Source organism: Citrobacter freundii ATCC 8090 = MTCC 1658 = NBRC 12681 (genome assembly GCF_011064845.1).
Taxonomy (GTDB): domain Bacteria; phylum Pseudomonadota; class Gammaproteobacteria; order Enterobacterales; family Enterobacteriaceae; genus Citrobacter; species Citrobacter freundii.
Genome location: NZ_CP049015.1, coordinates 2,472,087 through 2,489,030, shown reverse-complemented (window position 1 = coordinate 2,489,030; position 16,944 = coordinate 2,472,087). Strand labels below are relative to the sequence as shown.

Genomic DNA, 16,944 nt, shown 5'->3' with positions numbered 1-16,944 from the left:
AACCTCAGGGCTTGTTCACTATAGTATTACAATATGAATACTATTGAAGACAGCATAAATCAACGGATCAGTGCAAGAATTCGCATTGAGCGGGAATCTCGCGGTTGGTCACTCACGGAACTTGCCGAGCGCGCGGGCGTGTCGCGGGCCATGATCCATAAAATAGAACGCGGCGAGAGTAGTCCAACGGCGACGCTGCTGGGTAGACTTTCCGGTGCGTTTGGCATCAGCATGTCTACCCTGATTGCGCGGGCTGAAATGCAGGAGGGCAAGCTGCTGCGCTTCGCTGACCAGCCCGTCTGGCACGATCCGCAAAGCCACTATCTGCGCCGCCATGTTTCACCGCGCAGCGATCTACCTATCGATCTGGTGCAGATTGAATTACCCGCCGGAAGTGATATCCCGATGCCAGCTTCTTCCTATGTGCAGGCCAGACAACTTATCTGGTTACAGCAGGGGGAATTAGTCTTTGTGGAAGGGGACATACGCCATGAAATGCAGGCAGGTGATTGCCTGGAACTTGGCCCGCCGAATGACTGTCGGTTTATCAATGAAACCGCGAAACCCTGCGTTTACCTGGTTGTGCGGTTAAACCACGTCGTCAGCTAAATAGCAGGCGCAGACTGCTACTATTGATTGATTCATGCCAAAAGCAGAGGAGCACATCATGGGTCAACAGACTAATCGTAACCGTCGCTGGGTACTGGCTTCCCGTCCACATGGCGCGCCAGTCCCAGAGAACTTCCGTCTTGAAGAAGATGAGGTGGCATCCCCGGGCGAAGGCCAGGTTTTGCTGCGCACCATTTATCTTTCCCTCGATCCCTACATGCGTGGCCGCATGAGCGATGAGCCATCTTACTCACCACCAGTAGAGATTGGTGGTGTTATGGTGGGTGGTACCGTAAGTCGCGTGGTGTCATCCCGCCATCCGGACTACCAGCCAGGCGAATGGGTATTGAGCTACAGCGGTTGGCAGGACTATGGCATCTCCGACGGTAACGGACTGGTGAAGCTTGGCGCTCATCCCGAACATCCCTCCTGGGCGCTGGGTGTTATGGGTATGCCGGGGTTTACCGCTTATATGGGTCTGCTGGATATCGGTCAGCCGAAAGCGGGAGAAACGCTGGTGGTAGCCGCCGCAACCGGGCCGGTTGGCGCAACGGTTGGGCAGATCGGTAAGCTTAAAGGCTGCCGGGTAATCGGTGTGGCAGGTGGGGCAGAGAAATGCCGACATGCCACAGAGGTGCTGGGCTTTGATGTTTGCCTCGATCACCACGCACAAGATTTTGCGCAACAACTGGCAAAAGCTTGCCCGCAAGGAATTGATATTTATTATGAAAACGTCGGCGGAAAAGTATTTGATGCCGTTCTGCCATTGCTCAATACTTCAGCGCGGATTCCGCTTTGTGGCCTGGTCAGTGGTTATAACGCAACGTCGCTTCCGGCCGGACCTGACAGATTACCGCTGTTAATGGCAACGCTGCTGAAAAAGCGTATCCGGATGCAGGGTTTTATCATTGGTCAGGATTATGGTCACCGCATTCAGGAGTTTCAGCGGGAGATGGGGCGCTGGCTTAAAGAGGACAAAATCCACTACCGCGAGCAGGTGACCGACGGTCTGGAAAATGCGCCACAAACCTTTATCGGTCTGCTGACCGGCAAAAACTTCGGCAAGGTAGTTATTCGTCTTGCTGAGGATTGATGCGTAAGGGTGGAAGACGGTGAATGTCTGTAACCAGGCCTGCTTCGTACGAAATGTAGGCCTGGTAAAATGCCAATGACGTTATCTGGATGAAAAGCGATTATTCATGGAGAAAATGAGAAAGTTACAACCCGAAAGCGAATAAATACTCCACATTGAGATAAATAATGATTACTATTCTCATTCTTAAAAAGGCAAAACCATGATTTTGCTCATTGAAGCTATGTGAAGCAGTAACAAACGAATTTATCAAAGGGAGTCGTCATGTCTTTACGTCATCTGTTTTCACCGCGTCTGCGTGGTTCTTTACTGTTAGGTTCACTGCTCGTTGCATCATCTTTTACTACGCAGGCTGCAGAAGAACTGCTGCGCAAAGCCGTCGGTAAAGGCGCTTATGAAATGGCGTACAGCCAACAAGAGAACGCGCTGTGGCTGGCGACCTCACAGAGCCGCAAACTGGATACCGGCGGGGTGGTTTACCGCCTTGACCCGGTCACCCTCGAAGTGACTCAGGTGATTCATAACGATCTCAAACCGTTTGGTGCCACCATCAATAACGCCACGCAAACGCTGTGGTTCGGCAACACGGTAAATAGCGCGGTAACGGCGATGGATGCTAAAACGGGCGCGGTGAAAGGACGTCTGGTGCTGGATGCGCGTAAGCGTTCTGAAGATGTTCGCCCGCTGCAGCCGCGTGAGCTGGCCGCAGATGACGCCACTAACACGGTATACATTAGCGGTATTGGTAAAGAGAGCGTGATTTGGGTGGTGGACGGTGATGCCATTAAACTGAAGGACACCATTCAAAATACCGGCAAAATGAGCACCGCTCTGGCGGTCGACAGCAAGGCTAAGCGCCTGTACACCGCCAATGCGGACGGTGAATTCATTACCATCGATACCACCACCAACAAAATTCTCAGTCGCAAAAAACTGCTGGATGATGGGAAAGAGCATTTCTTTATCAACCTGAGCCTGGACACAGCGGGCAACCGTGCATTTGTCACCGACTCTAAAGCGGCGGAAGTGCTGGTAATCGACACCCGTAACGGCAACGTACTGGCAAAAGTCGCCGCGCCGGAATCCCTTGCCGTGCTGTTCAACCCGACGCGTAATGAAGCCTACGTGACTCATCGCCAGGCCGGTAAAGTGAGTGTGATCGACGCGAAAAGCTATAAAGTCGTCAAAACATTCGAGACCCCAACATTCCCGAATAGCCTGGCGCTCTCTGCCGATGGTAAAACCCTGTACGTCAGTGTGAAACAGAAATCTACCCGCGAGCAGGAAGCTACCCAGCCGGACGATGTTATTCGTATTGCGTTGTAAAAAATCAGGAGGGGGAAACCCCTCCTGTCATTTCTCTAAACCCCACGATACGCCTCGTTACACCCCGCCAGTAGCCCGACCCACTTCAGGGACTTACACTACGCCCTCAACGGCTAACTGAATAACACGGGAATACCATGAAAAAGCCATTTATCTGTCTTTGTGCAGGCGTAATGCTGTTTACCCTGGCAGGATGCACCACCGATTACGTCATGACGACCAAAAGCGGACAAACCATTACCACCCAGGGTAAGCCAAAACTGGATAAAGATACGGGAATGACCAGCTATACCGATCAGGATGGAAACGCGCGGGAAATTAACAGCAACGATGTAGCGCAGTTGATTGAAGCGAACTAAAAAAGAAGGCCTGAAGGGTTAACCTGTCAGGCCTTCAGCCATTACGGCGCGGTGCGGTGGATTTCCGCGACGCGCTTACGCACGCCGAACCAGCCTGCAACCAGCAGGATGGCAATCAACGGTAATGACGCGATAGTGTAGGTGCCGTTTGGATAGTCAAACGCCATCAACACCAGCACGCTCAGCAGGAACACCAGGGTTAGCCACGAGGTAAACGGAGCGCCCGGCAGTTTAAAGCTAACGTCTGCCGTTTTACCTTCTTTTATGGCCCGGCGCAGACGCATCTGACAGACCATGATAAAGCCCCACGACGCAATAATGCCCAACGACGCGAAGTTCAACACGATCTCAAACACCTGCGACGGCACCAGATAGTTCAGAAATACCCCGACGACATAGACGACCAGCGTGGCGAGGATCCCAGCCCTGGGTACCTGTTGGCGGCTCATTTTAGCCATGAATTTCGGCGCCGATCCGCCCATCGACATTGAACGTAAAATACGTCCGGTGCAGTACAGCCCAGAGTTAAGGCTGGAAAGTGCCGCGGTGAGCACCACAATATTCATGATACTGCCGATATACGGCACGCCCAGTTTGGAGAAGAAGGTAACAAACGGGCTTTGCCCTGCCTGATAGGCATTCCACGGCAGTAACAGAACCAGCAGCACGACAGAACCCACATAGAACAGACCAATACGCCAGATAACGCTATTGATCGCTTTCGGCACCATGGTTTGTGGATCTTTGCATTCTCCAGCAGCGGTGCCCACCAGTTCAATGGAGGCAAACGCGAAAACCACCCCCTGAACCAGTACCAGCGCTGGCAGCAGGCCATGTGGGAAGAATCCACCGTTGTCGGTGATCAGGTGAAAACCCGTGGCGTTACCATCCAATGGCTTTCCAGTGCCTAAAAAGACGGTACCCACCACCAGGAAAATCACAATCGCCAACACTTTGACCAGTGCAAACCAAAACTCCATCTCCGCGAACCACTTCACGCCGATCATGTTCATGGTGCCGACAATGGCCAGCGCGCCGAGGGCGAATACCCACTGCGGTACATCACCAAATGCGCCCCAGTAATGCATATACAACGCCACCGCGGTGATATCGACAATGCCGGTCATCGCCCAGTTGATAAAGTACATCCAGCCAGCCACATAGGCGGCTTTCTCACCTAAAAATTCACGGGCATAGGAGACAAAGCTGCCGCTGGAAGGGCGATGTAAAACCAGTTCGCCAAGCGCGCGCAGTATAAAGAACGAAAAAATACCGCACACCAGATAAACCAGCGCCAAAGCAGGACCAGCCATCTGCAAGCGCGCGCCAGCCCCTAAAAACAACCCGGTACCAATTGCGCCGCCAATGGCGATCATCTGTACCTGTCGATTTCCCATCGCTTTGTGATACCCCTCTTCGTGGGCATTCAACCAGCGTCGTTTCGCCGCATGTTGTTCCGCGGCTTGCGTGTTGTTTGTGTTCATTACTTTTCCTGTTGACCTGACAAAAATACAAATCCTTTTTGCCGCACCTGCTGCGGCGAAAACAGCCTTACCCTTCATTGTGTTACGGGGGAAAACTGCCGGCCGAGCATCCTACATTCAATTGTTCGGTTCCGCAAAGCCCCGATAACAAGAATTCAGCATTTTTGTACAGCCTGCACTGGCGCGGTGTGGCCTCGATTCAGCCAATAAAAGAAAAGGGCGTAAATACCTGGAGAGGAGTGCGCTTATCGAGACATTCACCCGATAAGCGCCGTAAGGTTATGCTGATACGCCAAAGACCTGAACGGCCTGCTGTAAGCGCGATGAACGTTGAGTCAGATCGGCGGTAGCATCGGTGACACGTTCCACCATCTCGGCATTATTGTGTGTCATGGTGCCAACGCGTGAAATCGAATCGTTAATCAGATCCAGCGCCAGGGTTTGCTCACGCGTCGCCAGACTAATATCTTTGATCATCATCGACATCTGCAGGACATCGCCAATCATCCCGGTAAGATGCGTCTCCGTTTGTTCTACCATTTTGACGCCGCTATTCACGTTGGCGACGTTCTTCTCAATCAACTGTTTGATCTCTTTTGCTGCAGACGCTGAGTGCTGTGCCAGATTACGGACCTCTGCCGCCACAACGACGAAACCGCGTCCTGACTCTCCGGCTCGCGCGGCCTCGACCGCGGCATTGAGCGCCAGAATATTGGTCTGAAAGGCGATACTATCAATGACGCCGATGATGTCGACGATCTGCCCGTTGTCACGCGATATCGCCTGCATCATGGCGATAGTTTGTTTCATGATATCGCCGCCTTCTGCCGCATTGGCGCTGGTTTTATCGGCCATGGTCATAGTATGTGCCGCAGTCTCAGCAGTTTGCTGTACCGCGCTACCAATTTCTTCAATGGCGGCAGCGGTTTGTTGCAGGTCGGCGGAGGTTTCTTCGGAACGCTTATGCAGCGCCGTACCTTCTTTTGATACTCGCTGACTGATAGCGCGAATACCGGATATTTGCGTACTGACATCATCGACCAGTGAATTCAGATTAAGCCCGGACTGATTAACCAGACGCATCAGCATTCCGATTTCATCCACCCGATTTAAATGACAGTTATCAGGTTTTCTCCCGGATACCACTTTCTTCATTTGCGTCAGTAGCGTATTAACTGGCTGACAAATTTGATACTTAAGGTAAATAGCAAGCATCAGAAATAAGAACAGCAACCCTCCCGCCTGAATAAATGGATTAACAGGAGCAAAAAGAAATAGCACAGCGAGCAGGGCGATTACCCCTAAAGAATAATTGACGCGCTGGCTAATGCTCAGCCATTTAAACATTGATGCCCATGACAATATGCCGCGGCGAATGATAATGCCTTTAAAAAGTCGAAACCCTTTAAACTGCTGGCTATTAATTTTTTGATATAAACTTTCGCTTTGAGTTATTTCATCGCGCGAAGGAACGGTACGCACTGAAATGTAGCCAGTGAGTTTTTCATTGTGCCAGACCGGTGTAACGTTGGCGCGAACCCAGTAATGGTCGCCATTCTGCCGACGGTTTTTCACCATCCCCGTCCAGCTGTCTCCCTGCTGTAGCGTGTACCACATATCGGCGAACGCCGCGGGAGGCATATCAGGATGGCGAATAATATTATGCGGTTCGCCCATTAATTGCTGTTCGTTAAATCCGCTGGCATCAATAAATGCGGAGTTGGCGTAGGTAATATGACTTTCTTTATCTGTCGTAGAAAGCAGCGTCGTTTTATCGTTAAGTGCGTGCTCAATTTGTGTAACGGGCATGTTACTTTTCATAGAGGTCCCATGATGCTATGTATAATCCATACAAAAATCCCCGCAATGAAATCGGGGGATATTAGAAATCTGTTTTAAACCGTTTTAATAAGAAACGTTGCATTCTCTACTAATCATCATTTCTGTGGAAGTAGTTAAAATAAAAATTTCCATGTAAATCATTCATCCCACGTCATAAAAGTGAAACAATTAATACAAGCGCATAACGTTACAAGTCGTTTAAACTGACTTAACGTAAATTGCGTTAAAAAACCTTTTCGTAAAAAGAAAACTGGCATGAAATGATTTTGATGTTATTAACGTGATATCAACGACCCTATTATATTTTGTAGGCTATTAATTGCGGGTGTTTTTCAGTTTAGCGGTACAGGGCGATCCAAATTTTAACCCTGGCTGCTGCAGGGTTTGTTATCTACTTTTTAGCTGAGTAAATGTGAATTAAATGTTTCAATATGGCTATTTGATAAATTAATAATAAAGACATGTTAATAAACATAGGCTCGTAACATGTCATATCGCCTGAGTATTCTGGATAAAAGCCCCATCGGGGAAGGTGAAACTGCCGCGACTGCGCTTTCCCGGACGTTGCGCCTGGCGCAACTGGCGGAAGAGTGGGGGTACCATCGTTTCTGGATCGCGGAACACCATAATACGCCACAGCTGGCCAGTCCATCGCCGGAGCTGGTGATCGCCTGGATCCTCGGGCAAACCCAGCGTATCCGCGTTGGTTCCGGCGGCGTGATGCTGCAACATTACAGCCCGTACAAAGTGGCGGAAAACTTCAATCTTCTGGCATCACTGGCTCCTGGACGTGTCGATCTCGGCGTAGGGAAGGCCCCTGGCGGGTTACCGTTGTCGACTCAGGCGTTACAGCATGGACTGCATCAGGAAGAAAAAGGCAGTTTTGCCGATCAGCTTTCTCAGCTTAACGGCTGGCTGGCGCTGAACGGAACGGAAAGCGGGGAAACGGTATTCCCGACGCCAATCCCACCAATACCGCCAGAAGGATTTGTACTCGGAGCCAGTGTGCAAAGCGCACAGTTAGCAGCGCAATCCGACTTGAATTTTATCTTCGCTGCGCACCTCAACGGTGACAAAACGTTATTACGTGAGGTTTTGTCCTTCTGGCAGACCCACAGCGACCGCCCGACGATAGTCGCCGTTCAGGTGATTGTGGCTGACAGTCACGATACCGCTGCGCAACTGGCGGAAAACGTCCAAATCTGGGGCGTTGAGCTGGAAAATGGTCAACGCGTTACAGTCGCCAGCGAAGAGCAAGCCCTGGCATTCGCCGCACAGGCGGGTAGTTCGCCACGCAAAATCGCGCGTCGTGAACTGGCGTTGTTACACGGCACCGCTCAAGAGGTGATGGTAAAGCTGAATGCTCTGCATACGCAATTTGGTATTGATGAGTTCATTATCGACACGCCAGTGGCGGAGGGCCACGCGCGGCTGACATCGCTGCGTTTGTTGGCACAAGTCCATAATGCCGTGGAGGTGCTCTGATGACCCTCAGTTCAACGCTTATCAACTGGCGTCGCGAATTACATCAGCACCCGGAGCTTTCCCTGCAGGAGGAAGCAACCACCAGGCGCATTCAGGCCTGGTTGCACTCTGCGGATGTCGACATTCTGCCGTTCGAGCTGAAAACCGGTCTGGTCGCGGAAATCGGCAAGGGAGAAGATGTCATCGCGCTACGAGCGGATATCGATGCGCTACCGATAGAAGAAAGTGCCGACGTTCCGTTTCGTTCCCTCACACCGGGCGTGATGCATGCCTGCGGGCATGACATCCATACCAGCGTGATGCTTGGTGCAGCACTGCTGCTTAAACAACAGGAAACAACCTTACCGGGGCGAGTACGTATTTTGTTTCAACCAGCTGAAGAGAGTTTCGGCGGCGCAAAAACGTTGATCCGCGCCGGTGCGTTGCAAAACGTAGCGGCTATTTTTGGTATGCACAATGAGCCCGGTTTGCCGGTGGGCGAATTTGCCACACGCGGCGGTGCGTTCTATGCCAATGTCGATCGCTTCATGCTGCGTATAAATGGCAAGGGCGCACATGCGGCGCGTCCGCATGAAGGCAAAGATGCCATCCTGCTTGCCAGCCAGTTGGTAACCGTGTTGCAAAGCGTTGCCAGTCGCGACGTTAACACGCTGGATTCGGTGGTACTCAGCGTGACCCGTATTCAGGGAGGAAATACATGGAACGTACTGCCAGAGTCCGTTGAGCTGGAAGGGACGCTCAGAACGCACCGGACTCAGGTACAGCAGCAGGTTAAAGCACGGGTTAATGACATCGCTGCCGGATTTGCCCATGCCTTTGGCGCACAAATAGACGTTATCTGGCATGCAGGGCCGACCGCGTTGGTGAACGATGCGCGTTGGGCCGATATCGCCACCACGGTGGCGAAACAGTCAGGCTACACAACTCACCATGCTGACCTGCATATGGGCGGGGAGGATTTTGCCGTCTACCTGCAAAATACGCCAGGCGCATTTGTCAGTATTGGCAGCGCCAGTGAATACGGATTACATCACCCGGGATTTAATCCAGACGAACGTTTAATTGAACCTGCCGCACATTACTTTGCGCAGTTAGCAAAAACGGCATTCGCACACCTTTAAGTTTACCTGTTGGGTAGGGGTTATTATGGCTGAAAATCGGCAACTACGGCTCGGAACTATTCTGCATGGCGCATCGGGAAATATGTCCGCATGGCGCCACCCGGCGGCTCAGGCCGATGCCAGTATTAATTTTGAGTTTGTCAAAGAGACGGCGCTTATTGCGGAAAAAGGGAAGCTGGATTTTATTTTTGTCGCCGATGGTCTGTATATTAATGAAAAATCAATCCCGCACTTTTTAAATCGTTTTGAGCCGCTAACAGTATTATCCGCTTTGGCCAGCATCACCCAGAATCTGGGACTGGTTGGCACAGTGTCCACATCATACAGCGAGCCGTTTACGACCGCACGACAGTTCGCCAGCCTGGACCATCTCAGCAACGGGCGTGCGGGCTGGAACGTGGTTACGTCGCCTCTGGAAGGATCGGCAAAAAACTATTCTCGCGCTCAGCATCCGGAGCATGCCCAGCGTTATCGTATTGCCGATGAATATTTACAGGTAGTGAAAGGACTGTGGGATTCCTGGGAAGACGATGCTTTTACCCGTAATAAAACAAGCGGGGAATTTTTTAATCCGCATAAACTGCACACGCTAAACCATCATGGAGATTATTTTCAGGTCGCCGGGCCGTTAAATATTGGGCGTACGCCACAAGGTCGTCCGATTATATTTCAGGCGGGAGCTTCAGCAGATGGCAAGAAATTAGCGGCGCAGCATGCTGATGCCATTTTTACCCATCAGGAGTCGCTGGCAGAGGCTAAGGCGTTCTATCAGGATGTAAAAAGTCAGCTGGAAATCGCCGGACGACATCCCGATCAACTGCATATATTCCAGGGCGTCAGCGTTATTGTTGGCGACAGCGAAGAGGACGTTGAGCAGCAGTATCAGACTACCGCTGCGCTGGTCTCCGTTACCGACGCGCTGAACTATCTTGGCCGCTACTTTGAACATCATGATTTTGCCCAATATCCGCTGGACGCACCGTTCCCGGATCTTGGCTCTCTCGGACAAAACAGCTTTCGCAGTACGACTGATGAGATCAAACGCAACGCGCGCGAGCGTGGCTTAACACTCCGTCAGGTTGCTCTGGAAGCGGCCAGCCCACGTCCGCGTTTCAGCGGCACGCCGGAACAGGTCGCCGACGGCCTGCAGCAGTGGTTCGACGAGAAAGCCGCAGACGGTTTTATTATCCAGGGCGGAACGCCGGATACCTTCCCGCGTTTTGTCGAACAGGTTGTCCCTGTGCTTCAGGCGCGGGGCCTGTTCCGCCATGAATATCCCGGTACGACCCTGCGCGCAAGCCTGGGATTAACGACACCTGCAAATCAATTCGCACAATAAGAGAAAAACGCTATGCAGAAAAAATCAGTATTCCTCGCGCTGTCGCTGGCTTTCAGCGCGACTGTCTGGGCAAATGATGTGACGATTAACGGCACGGGCGTAAGTCTGGAAGCCAATAAAACGCCGATCAATACGGCAAAGAATCCGCAGGCGATTGCGCAATTGCCCGCAAACCTGCACCTGGCCGTACCGGGCAAATTCACCGTGGCGATTGCCGGGCTCAGCCAACCGCCGCTGACCGTCTTTGCCGATGACAATAAGACGCTGATCGGCAGCGAGGCGGACATCGCGCGTCTGGTGGCTGACAGTTTGGGGCTGGAACTCAACGTCGTACCTACGTCATGGGAAGACTGGCCGCTTGGCGTCACTTCCGGCAAATACGATGCCGCGATCAGCAATATTACCGTCACCAAAGCACGCAAAGAAAAATTCGATTTCGCGACGTATCGGAAAGACTCTCTTGGCTTTTATGTCAAAACCGGTAGCAAGCTGAAGAAAATCGAGCAGGCGGAAGATATCGCTGGACTGCGCATTATCGTCGGTTCAGGGACGAACCAGGAAGCCATCCTGCTGGCCTGGAACGATGAGAACGTGAAGAAAGGGTTACAGCCGTTTACGCCGGTGTATACCAAAGATGATGCCGCGCAAACCCTGGCCCTACAGTCAGGCCGCGCCGATGCCTACTTCGGTCCTAATGTAATCGGCGCATGGAAAGCTGCACTCAACGGTAAAACGCAATTGGTGGGTAGTGTTGATGGCGGTTGGCCAAAAGCGGCACACATCGCTGTGACGCTGAAAAAGGACAGCGGTCTGGTTCTGCCGGTACAAACCGCCCTCAACGGCGTGATTGGCAACGGCGATTATGACAAGGTGCTGAATCGCTGGGGAGAAGGGGTGGAACGCATTCCGAAATCTGAAATCAACCCGGCCGGTTTAGGCGACTAAGGAGGTCATCGTGAGCGATCAATTTCGCGTGGTCTCACCTGAAGCCAGCGAGCTACAGCCCATTTTGAACGGTCTGTTCGGTGAGTATGCTGCCCGCTATGGCGATTATTTTTCTCGTGACGCTGAAGAGGAACTGACCGAATGGTATCTGGCACCGCAGGGACTTTTTGTGGTCCTGGAGCGTGGCGGCGAAATTATCGCCACCGGGGCTTACAAACCTTACGACAAGGACACTGCCGAGATTAAGCGTATCTGGACAAAAAGCAGCCTGCGTCAGCAGGGACTTGCGGCGCGTGTAGTGCAGGAACTGGAACGTCGGGCGCTACTCGCGGGCTACAGCCGGATATATCTGACCACAGGATTTCGCCAGCCGGAGGCCGTCAGACTTTATTTAAGCCAGGGCTACGATCCGCAATTTGATACGACGCGCAATCCCGAAGAGTACAGCCAGCCACCGTTTGATGGACGACTGCGCTTTATCAAACTGCTGACTATTGCCGGTCAGGCCAGAATCGCCTGAGGAGAGAAGATGAAAACGACAGATAGCATTAAAGTCGTACCGGCGCGTTACCCCATGCGCACCGTTGGCGCGATCATTGCTTTGTTTGCCCTGGCGGTGATTCTCCAGTCTGTGGCGTTTAATCCGCGCTGGGAATGGAGTGTGTTTGCCCGCTGGTTCTTCGATCCGGTGATTTTGTCTGGTCTTGGACAAACGCTGTTACTGACACTTATCGGGACGCTGTTGAGTATTCTCATCGGCGGTCTGCTGGCGCTGGCGCGGCTTTCATCTTCCTGGCTGTTGAACTGTCTGGCCTGGGGGTACATCTGGCTGTTTCGTTCGTTACCACTGATTGTGGTGCTAATCGTTCTGTACAACTTCTCCTATCTATACGACACGCTGACGATTGGTATTCCGTTTACTCCCATTCAGTGGGGAAGTTTTGAGACCATCAATGTACTCGGTCAGTTTTCCACTGCGGTGGTTGGCCTGACGCTGGTGCAAAGCGCCTATACCGCTGAGATTATACGTGGTGGATTTTTGGGGGTTGATCACGGTCAGTACGAGGCAGCGGCAGCACTGGGCTTACCGGCAGGGCGACGTACGCTGCGGATTATTCTGCCGCAGGCGCTGCGCACCATTTTGCCTGCTGGCTTCAATGAAATCATCAGCCTGGCGAAAGGGACGGCGATGGTATACGTGCTGGCAATGCCGGAGCTGTTCTACACCATCCAGATGATCTACAACCGCACGCAGGAAGTGATCCCGCTGCTGATGGTGGGTGCGGTGTGGTATCTGGTGATCACCAGCATCCTGTCGCTTATTCAGCATCTGGTCGAACGTGCGCTGGCACGCAGCGAACGACGTTCAGCGATCAACACCGTCCGGGTGAGCCGTGCAGAAAAACGCAGTCGTCAACGTCCACAGCAGGAGGCCGTCCATGTCCCACTCGCCTGAAGGTCATATTTCTATTACCGGCGTCAGCAAATACTTTGGTCGCCACAAAGCATTGGATAATGTGTCGCTGGAGATCCCTCCCGGAACGGTTACGGTCATTCTCGGGCCGTCCGGTTCAGGGAAATCCACACTCCTGCGTACCATCAACCATCTGGAACGCGTCGATGAGGGTTTTATTCAAATCGATGGCGATTACATTGGCTATCGTCGGCAGGGAGACAAGCTGTATGAGCTGAAAGAGGCGGAAATTTTGCGCCAGCGGGTTAACGTCGGCTATGTGTTCCAGAACTTTAATCTGTTCCCGCACTTAACGGTGCTGGAGAACCTGATTGAAGCACCCATTGCGCATGGACTGGCATCGCGTAAAGCCGCCACCGAGCGGGCATTAACGCTGCTTGATGCGGTAGGGTTGCGGAATAAAGCCGATGCCTGGTCGCGTCACTTATCTGGCGGTCAGCAGCAGCGTATCGCTATTGCCCGTGCACTGGCGCTAAATCCGCGCGTCATGCTGTTTGATGAGCCTACATCTGCACTGGATCCTGAACTGGTGGGCGAAGTCCTGGATGTCATCAAAGCGCTGGCGAAGTCGGGAACCACGCTGGTGGTGGTGACGCACGAGATTGGCTTCGCTAGGGAGGTGGCGGATCAGGTGGTGTTTATGGTTGATGGCAAAATCGTCGAGCAGGGCAGCAGCGAGCAGGTGTTGAATCATCCACGCCACACGCGCACCCAGCAGTTTTTGTCGAAAGTGCTTTGAGGGTAATTTGCGGCACAAAACTGTGCCGCACAAGGATTACAGGGTGACGACGATTTTGCCCACCTGACCGTTGGCTTCCATGTATTGATGTGCTTCAACGATATCATCAAAGGCAAAGGTTTTATCAATCAGCGGTTTGAGCTTACCGGATTGCAGTCCTTCAAAGATAAACCGTTTCGCCCGCGAAAGTTTTTCTGCGTCCGCGGTGATTTCGAAAATCTCATAGCCGCGGAAGGTCAGATGACGACCGAGTATCTCAATTACCGGAATCGACAAATCACGCGCATCAAGAGAACCATACTGGAAAAAGAGTCCGCCGGCAGGCATCACCTGGGCAATTTTTGCCACGCCAGGGCCACCGACCGGATCGAAGACCACGCGGGTACCTTTGCCGTCAGTGATCCGGTTAATCTCCGCCACCAGATCCTGCTCCTGGCTGGCGATAACCTCTGCCGCGCCAAGTTGCAGAAGCTGGGCACGTTTCTCACTGGTGCGCGTCATCGCAATCGGTTTTGCTCCCCGCATGTTAGCAATCTGAATTGCCGCCAGTCCGACGCTGCTGGAAGCAGCATTGATCAGCACGTTATCACCAGGCTTAATATCCGCATATTCAACCAGCGCACCGAAAGCGGTCACATACATCATCCAGCTCGCCGCGGCTTCCTCGAAGCTAAGATTCTCAGGATGTTTGACGACAGCATGGGCTGGAGCATTGACGACTTCACCGTACATACCATACTCATGGAAGCTGAAAGCCGGGATGACGCTGACGCTATCGCCGGGCGCAAACTCACGCACGTTGTCTCCCACGGATTCAACAACGCCAGAAGCCTCATATCCCAGACGTGCCGGGAATTTGGGTTGGTAAATATACTGGCCGGTACGATACATAATTTCCGCACGGTTAATGCCGATTGCGCGTACGCGTATCTGAACTTCATCCGCACGCGGAGCAGAAACTGGCATATCCTGGATTGTCAGGACGTCAGCGTCGCCTGGTTGATTAAAAACCACGACCTTAGACATAGCAAACCTCTGTAAATTGTTCTGTATTGGGTCTGCACAATTTAACGGCTCAGATGAGGGTGAAAAACCGCCGTTGCGGAACTTCACTATTACTCAGATTATAATAATCCCTGTAGGCGCGATTTTTTCTCGGTAAAAAGCGCACTCAGCCAGTCAATAAACACCCGAACGCGGGGGGCAAGATGGCGCCTGTCCGGGTAGAGCACAGAAACGGGTTTTGATTCCCCGGCATAATCGGCCAGCACCTCTACGAGCTGGCCCGACTGGATCCAGGGGGCCAGTACCGCGTGCACACCGTGGATGATACCGAGTCCGGATAAACAGCCTGTCAAAAGGATGTCGGAGTTATCAACGCTGATGTGACCTGTGGGGATAAACGACACGGTTTCACCCTCACGGACGAAGGACCATTCCAGTGCTTCACGATGACGTTCACTGAAAAAGTTAATTGCCTGATGTCGGGATAAATCCTCTGGCGTCTGCGGTACGCCGTGTTTTTGCAGATAATCCGGTGACGCGCATGTCACCATTTTTACCTCACCAAGCCGCCGTGAAATCAGAGAAGAGTCTTGTAACTCGCCAATGCGAATCATGCAGTCGATACCTTCGGCAAGCAGATCGATTCTGCGGTCGGTGGAGGTGAGGACAATCTCAATATCCGGGTAGCGCGACTGGAAATCGTTCAGGGCCGGGACTAATACCGAGTGAGCCAGCGACAGGGGGGCATTCACCCTAAGTTTTCCGCGCGGAGGGCGAGTGGATGAGAAAGAAGCCATGATGTCATCAACGTCACTGAGCAGGATTTTTGTGCGTTGGTAAAAAGCGTCACCTTCTTCTGTCAGACTCACTTTACGAGTCGTGCGGTTAAGCAACTTTGCTCCCAGATCGTCTTCAAGATGTTGGATAGCTTTGGTCACTGCAGGGCGGTGCAGGTGTAACACGTCTGCTGCTCTGGCAAATCCACCTTGCTCAACAACCTGTACAAAAATGTTCATATATTCAAACATACTGGAACGCATGGCTTATTCTCCCCCGGTATTCGACCATTGTTATTATGAAAGTAATAATCATGTCTGCATAGGTTGCCGAATGCTGCTCTACACTTAGGGTTTTAACTTTGGGGATTGCAGCATGATTAAGGTCTATGGGGTACCGGGCTGGGGATCGGCCATCAGTGAAGTGATGCTCACACTGGCGGAGATCCCTTATCATTTTATTAATGTCGACGGTTTTGACAGTGACGGCCCTCAGCGGGAGTTGCTTAAGACGATGAATCCACTATGCCAGGTGCCCACGCTGGTACTGGAAAATGGCAGTGTGATGACGGAAACGGCGGCGATCGCGCTGATGATCCTCGATCGTCGCCCTGAACTTTCACCACCCGTTGGACACGCCGAACGCCAGCAGTTTCAGCGTCTGTTGATATGGCTGGTAGCAAATGTCTATCCCACGTTTACCTATGCCGACTATCCAGAACGCTGGGTACCGGACGCCCCGGCGCAGTTGAAAAAGAACTGCATTGAGTACCGTAAATCCCTCTATATGTGGCTGAACGATCAGCTAAACGCCGAGCCGTACGCATTCGGGGATCAGCTAACACTACTGGACGTATATATTGCCGTTATGCGCAGCTGGGGACCTGGGCATGACTGGTTTCAGGACAACACGCCGAATATTAGCGCTATCGCTGATGCAGTTTGTCAGCATCCGAGGCTGCGTACTGTACTGAAAAGCAATAAGATTATTTGAATAAAAAAACGCTATTCCGCAGGAGTGCAAATCCCGGAACAGCGGGCGAACTATCGCCATAAGGTTAAATTACGCGACAGAAGGGTTAGCGTAATACGATCCAATGGACCCACGATAAACAGATAAGAAATCAGGCCAATCAGCCCCATCGAACCGACGTACAGAATGGCGTAATCAAAAGACTGGGGATTGTCACCCATGACGGTGAGCAGGGCGCTAAATAGCCTGCAGTTGGTGCGCCCGAAAACCGTGGAAAAAGTGATGCAGGCGGTGGCAGACTATTTGCTGAAAAAAGGTTATCGTCGTCATGGTATTGCGGCTGACGCACATCACCACAGTTAGCGTCGACCGAC

14 protein-coding genes and 3 pseudogenes are annotated in these 16,944 nt (G+C 52.2%); 12 read left to right on the top strand and 5 right to left on the bottom strand.

Annotated elements, in window-relative coordinates; all coding sequences use genetic code 11:
* The first annotated feature begins 33 nt into the window (after window positions 1-33).
* The 4 genes from G4551_RS11940 (at window position 34) to G4551_RS11925 (ending at window position 3,387) form a co-directional block, all read left to right on the top strand.
* Window positions 34-609: a helix-turn-helix domain-containing protein gene (locus G4551_RS11940; RefSeq protein ID WP_003020168.1), complete on the top strand. Its 576-nt coding sequence runs from the start codon at window positions 34-36 to the stop codon at window positions 607-609.
* 58 nt (window positions 610-667) lie between these two features.
* Window positions 668-1,702, top strand: a complete 1,035-nt coding sequence (locus tag G4551_RS11935) for an NADP-dependent oxidoreductase (RefSeq protein WP_003836167.1) — start codon at window positions 668-670, stop codon at window positions 1,700-1,702.
* Window positions 1,703-1,966: 264 nt separating this feature from the next.
* Window positions 1,967-3,028, top strand: coding sequence for a 7-bladed beta-propeller protein YncE (gene yncE / locus G4551_RS11930; RefSeq protein ID WP_003020161.1), 1,062 nt, complete (start codon window positions 1,967-1,969; stop codon window positions 3,026-3,028).
* A 137-nt stretch (window positions 3,029-3,165) separates the two neighbouring features.
* Window positions 3,166-3,387, top strand: coding sequence for a YgdI/YgdR family lipoprotein (locus tag G4551_RS11925; protein WP_003020157.1), 222 nt, complete (start codon window positions 3,166-3,168; stop codon window positions 3,385-3,387).
* 41 nt (window positions 3,388-3,428) lie between these two features.
* On the opposite strand, the gene ansP is transcribed toward G4551_RS11925, so the two are convergent.
* Window positions 3,429-4,871, bottom strand: a complete 1,443-nt coding sequence (gene ansP / locus G4551_RS11920) for an L-asparagine permease (protein WP_003836170.1) — start codon at window positions 4,869-4,871, stop codon at window positions 3,429-3,431.
* 279 nt (window positions 4,872-5,150) lie between these two features.
* A complete protein-coding gene (locus G4551_RS11915) occupies window positions 5,151-6,692 on the bottom strand; it encodes a methyl-accepting chemotaxis protein (protein WP_003836171.1) in 1,542 nt (513 codons plus the stop codon).
* Between the two features lie 507 nt (window positions 6,693-7,199).
* Between G4551_RS11915 and G4551_RS11910 the strand changes: the two genes are divergently transcribed.
* The 6 genes and pseudogenes from G4551_RS11910 (at window position 7,200) to G4551_RS11885 (ending at window position 13,816) form a co-directional block, all read left to right on the top strand.
* Window positions 7,200-8,198, top strand: coding sequence for an MsnO8 family LLM class oxidoreductase (locus G4551_RS11910; protein ID WP_003836173.1), 999 nt, complete (start codon window positions 7,200-7,202; stop codon window positions 8,196-8,198).
* Entirely contained in the window at window positions 8,198-9,319 is a 1,122-nt protein-coding gene (locus G4551_RS11905; protein WP_003836175.1) for an amidohydrolase, read from the top strand. Before G4551_RS11910 ends, G4551_RS11905 begins: the two co-directional genes overlap by 1 nt.
* A gap of 25 nt (window positions 9,320-9,344) precedes the next feature.
* Window positions 9,345-11,603 (top strand): annotated as a pseudogene (locus G4551_RS11900) (NtaA/DmoA family FMN-dependent monooxygenase).
* Between the two features lie 10 nt (window positions 11,604-11,613).
* Complete coding sequence (locus G4551_RS11895; protein ID WP_003836181.1) at window positions 11,614-12,123, top strand: GNAT family N-acetyltransferase; 510 nt, start codon at window positions 11,614-11,616, stop codon at window positions 12,121-12,123.
* 9 nt (window positions 12,124-12,132) lie between these two features.
* A complete protein-coding gene (locus tag G4551_RS11890) occupies window positions 12,133-13,059 on the top strand; it encodes an amino acid ABC transporter permease (RefSeq protein ID WP_003836182.1) in 927 nt (308 codons plus the stop codon).
* Complete coding sequence (locus G4551_RS11885; RefSeq protein WP_003836184.1) at window positions 13,043-13,816, top strand: amino acid ABC transporter ATP-binding protein; 774 nt, start codon at window positions 13,043-13,045, stop codon at window positions 13,814-13,816. The genes G4551_RS11890 and G4551_RS11885 overlap by 17 nt, the downstream gene beginning before the upstream one ends.
* Before the next feature lie 36 nt (window positions 13,817-13,852).
* On the opposite strand, the gene G4551_RS11880 is transcribed toward G4551_RS11885, so the two are convergent.
* The gene (locus G4551_RS11880) at window positions 13,853-14,842 is read right to left on the bottom strand and encodes a zinc-dependent alcohol dehydrogenase family protein (RefSeq protein WP_003836186.1); all 990 of its coding nucleotides are present in this window, start codon (window positions 14,840-14,842) and stop codon (window positions 13,853-13,855) included.
* Window positions 14,843-14,940: 98 nt separating this feature from the next.
* On the bottom strand, window positions 14,941-15,861 hold the full coding sequence (locus tag G4551_RS11875; RefSeq protein ID WP_003836188.1) for a LysR family transcriptional regulator: 921 nt from the start codon (window positions 15,859-15,861) through the stop codon (window positions 14,941-14,943).
* A gap of 112 nt (window positions 15,862-15,973) precedes the next feature.
* Here G4551_RS11875 and G4551_RS11870 point away from each other — a divergent pair, with 112 nt between their 5' ends.
* Window positions 15,974-16,591 (top strand): glutathione S-transferase family protein, encoded by a 618-nt coding sequence (locus G4551_RS11870; protein ID WP_003836190.1) that lies wholly within the window; start codon window positions 15,974-15,976, stop codon window positions 16,589-16,591.
* 50 nt (window positions 16,592-16,641) lie between these two features.
* Here G4551_RS11870 and G4551_RS11865 read toward each other — a convergent pair.
* Window positions 16,642-16,782, bottom strand: a pseudogene (locus G4551_RS11865) (glucarate transporter); the annotation flags it as partial.
* On the opposite strand from G4551_RS11865, the pseudogene G4551_RS11860 reads away from it, so the two are divergent.
* A pseudogene (locus G4551_RS11860) lies at window positions 16,781-16,864 on the top strand (LacI family DNA-binding transcriptional regulator); the annotation flags it as partial. The pseudogenes G4551_RS11865 and G4551_RS11860 overlap by 2 nt on opposite strands.
* Window positions 16,865-16,944 lie beyond the last annotated feature (80 nt).

Coding starts and splice junctions, on each gene's coding strand:
- yncE (WP_003020161.1), top strand. CDS start 1,967: ATGTCTTTACGTCATCTGTTTTCACCGCGTCTGCGTGGTTCTTTACTG.
- G4551_RS11890 (WP_003836182.1), top strand. CDS start 12,133: ATGAAAACGACAGATAGCATTAAAGTCGTACCGGCGCGTTACCCCATG.
- G4551_RS11940 (WP_003020168.1), top strand. CDS start 34: ATGAATACTATTGAAGACAGCATAAATCAACGGATCAGTGCAAGAATT.
- G4551_RS11885 (WP_003836184.1), top strand. CDS start 13,043: ATGTCCCACTCGCCTGAAGGTCATATTTCTATTACCGGCGTCAGCAAA.
- G4551_RS11905 (WP_003836175.1), top strand. CDS start 8,198: ATGACCCTCAGTTCAACGCTTATCAACTGGCGTCGCGAATTACATCAG.
- G4551_RS11925 (WP_003020157.1), top strand. CDS start 3,166: ATGAAAAAGCCATTTATCTGTCTTTGTGCAGGCGTAATGCTGTTTACC.
- G4551_RS11915 (WP_003836171.1), bottom strand. CDS start 6,692: ATGAAAAGTAACATGCCCGTTACACAAATTGAGCACGCACTTAACGAT.
- G4551_RS11910 (WP_003836173.1), top strand. CDS start 7,200: ATGTCATATCGCCTGAGTATTCTGGATAAAAGCCCCATCGGGGAAGGT.
- G4551_RS11935 (WP_003836167.1), top strand. CDS start 668: ATGGGTCAACAGACTAATCGTAACCGTCGCTGGGTACTGGCTTCCCGT.
- G4551_RS11880 (WP_003836186.1), bottom strand. CDS start 14,842: ATGTCTAAGGTCGTGGTTTTTAATCAACCAGGCGACGCTGACGTCCTG.
- G4551_RS11870 (WP_003836190.1), top strand. CDS start 15,974: ATGATTAAGGTCTATGGGGTACCGGGCTGGGGATCGGCCATCAGTGAA.
- ansP (WP_003836170.1), bottom strand. CDS start 4,871: ATGAACACAAACAACACGCAAGCCGCGGAACAACATGCGGCGAAACGA.
- G4551_RS11875 (WP_003836188.1), bottom strand. CDS start 15,861: ATGCGTTCCAGTATGTTTGAATATATGAACATTTTTGTACAGGTTGTT.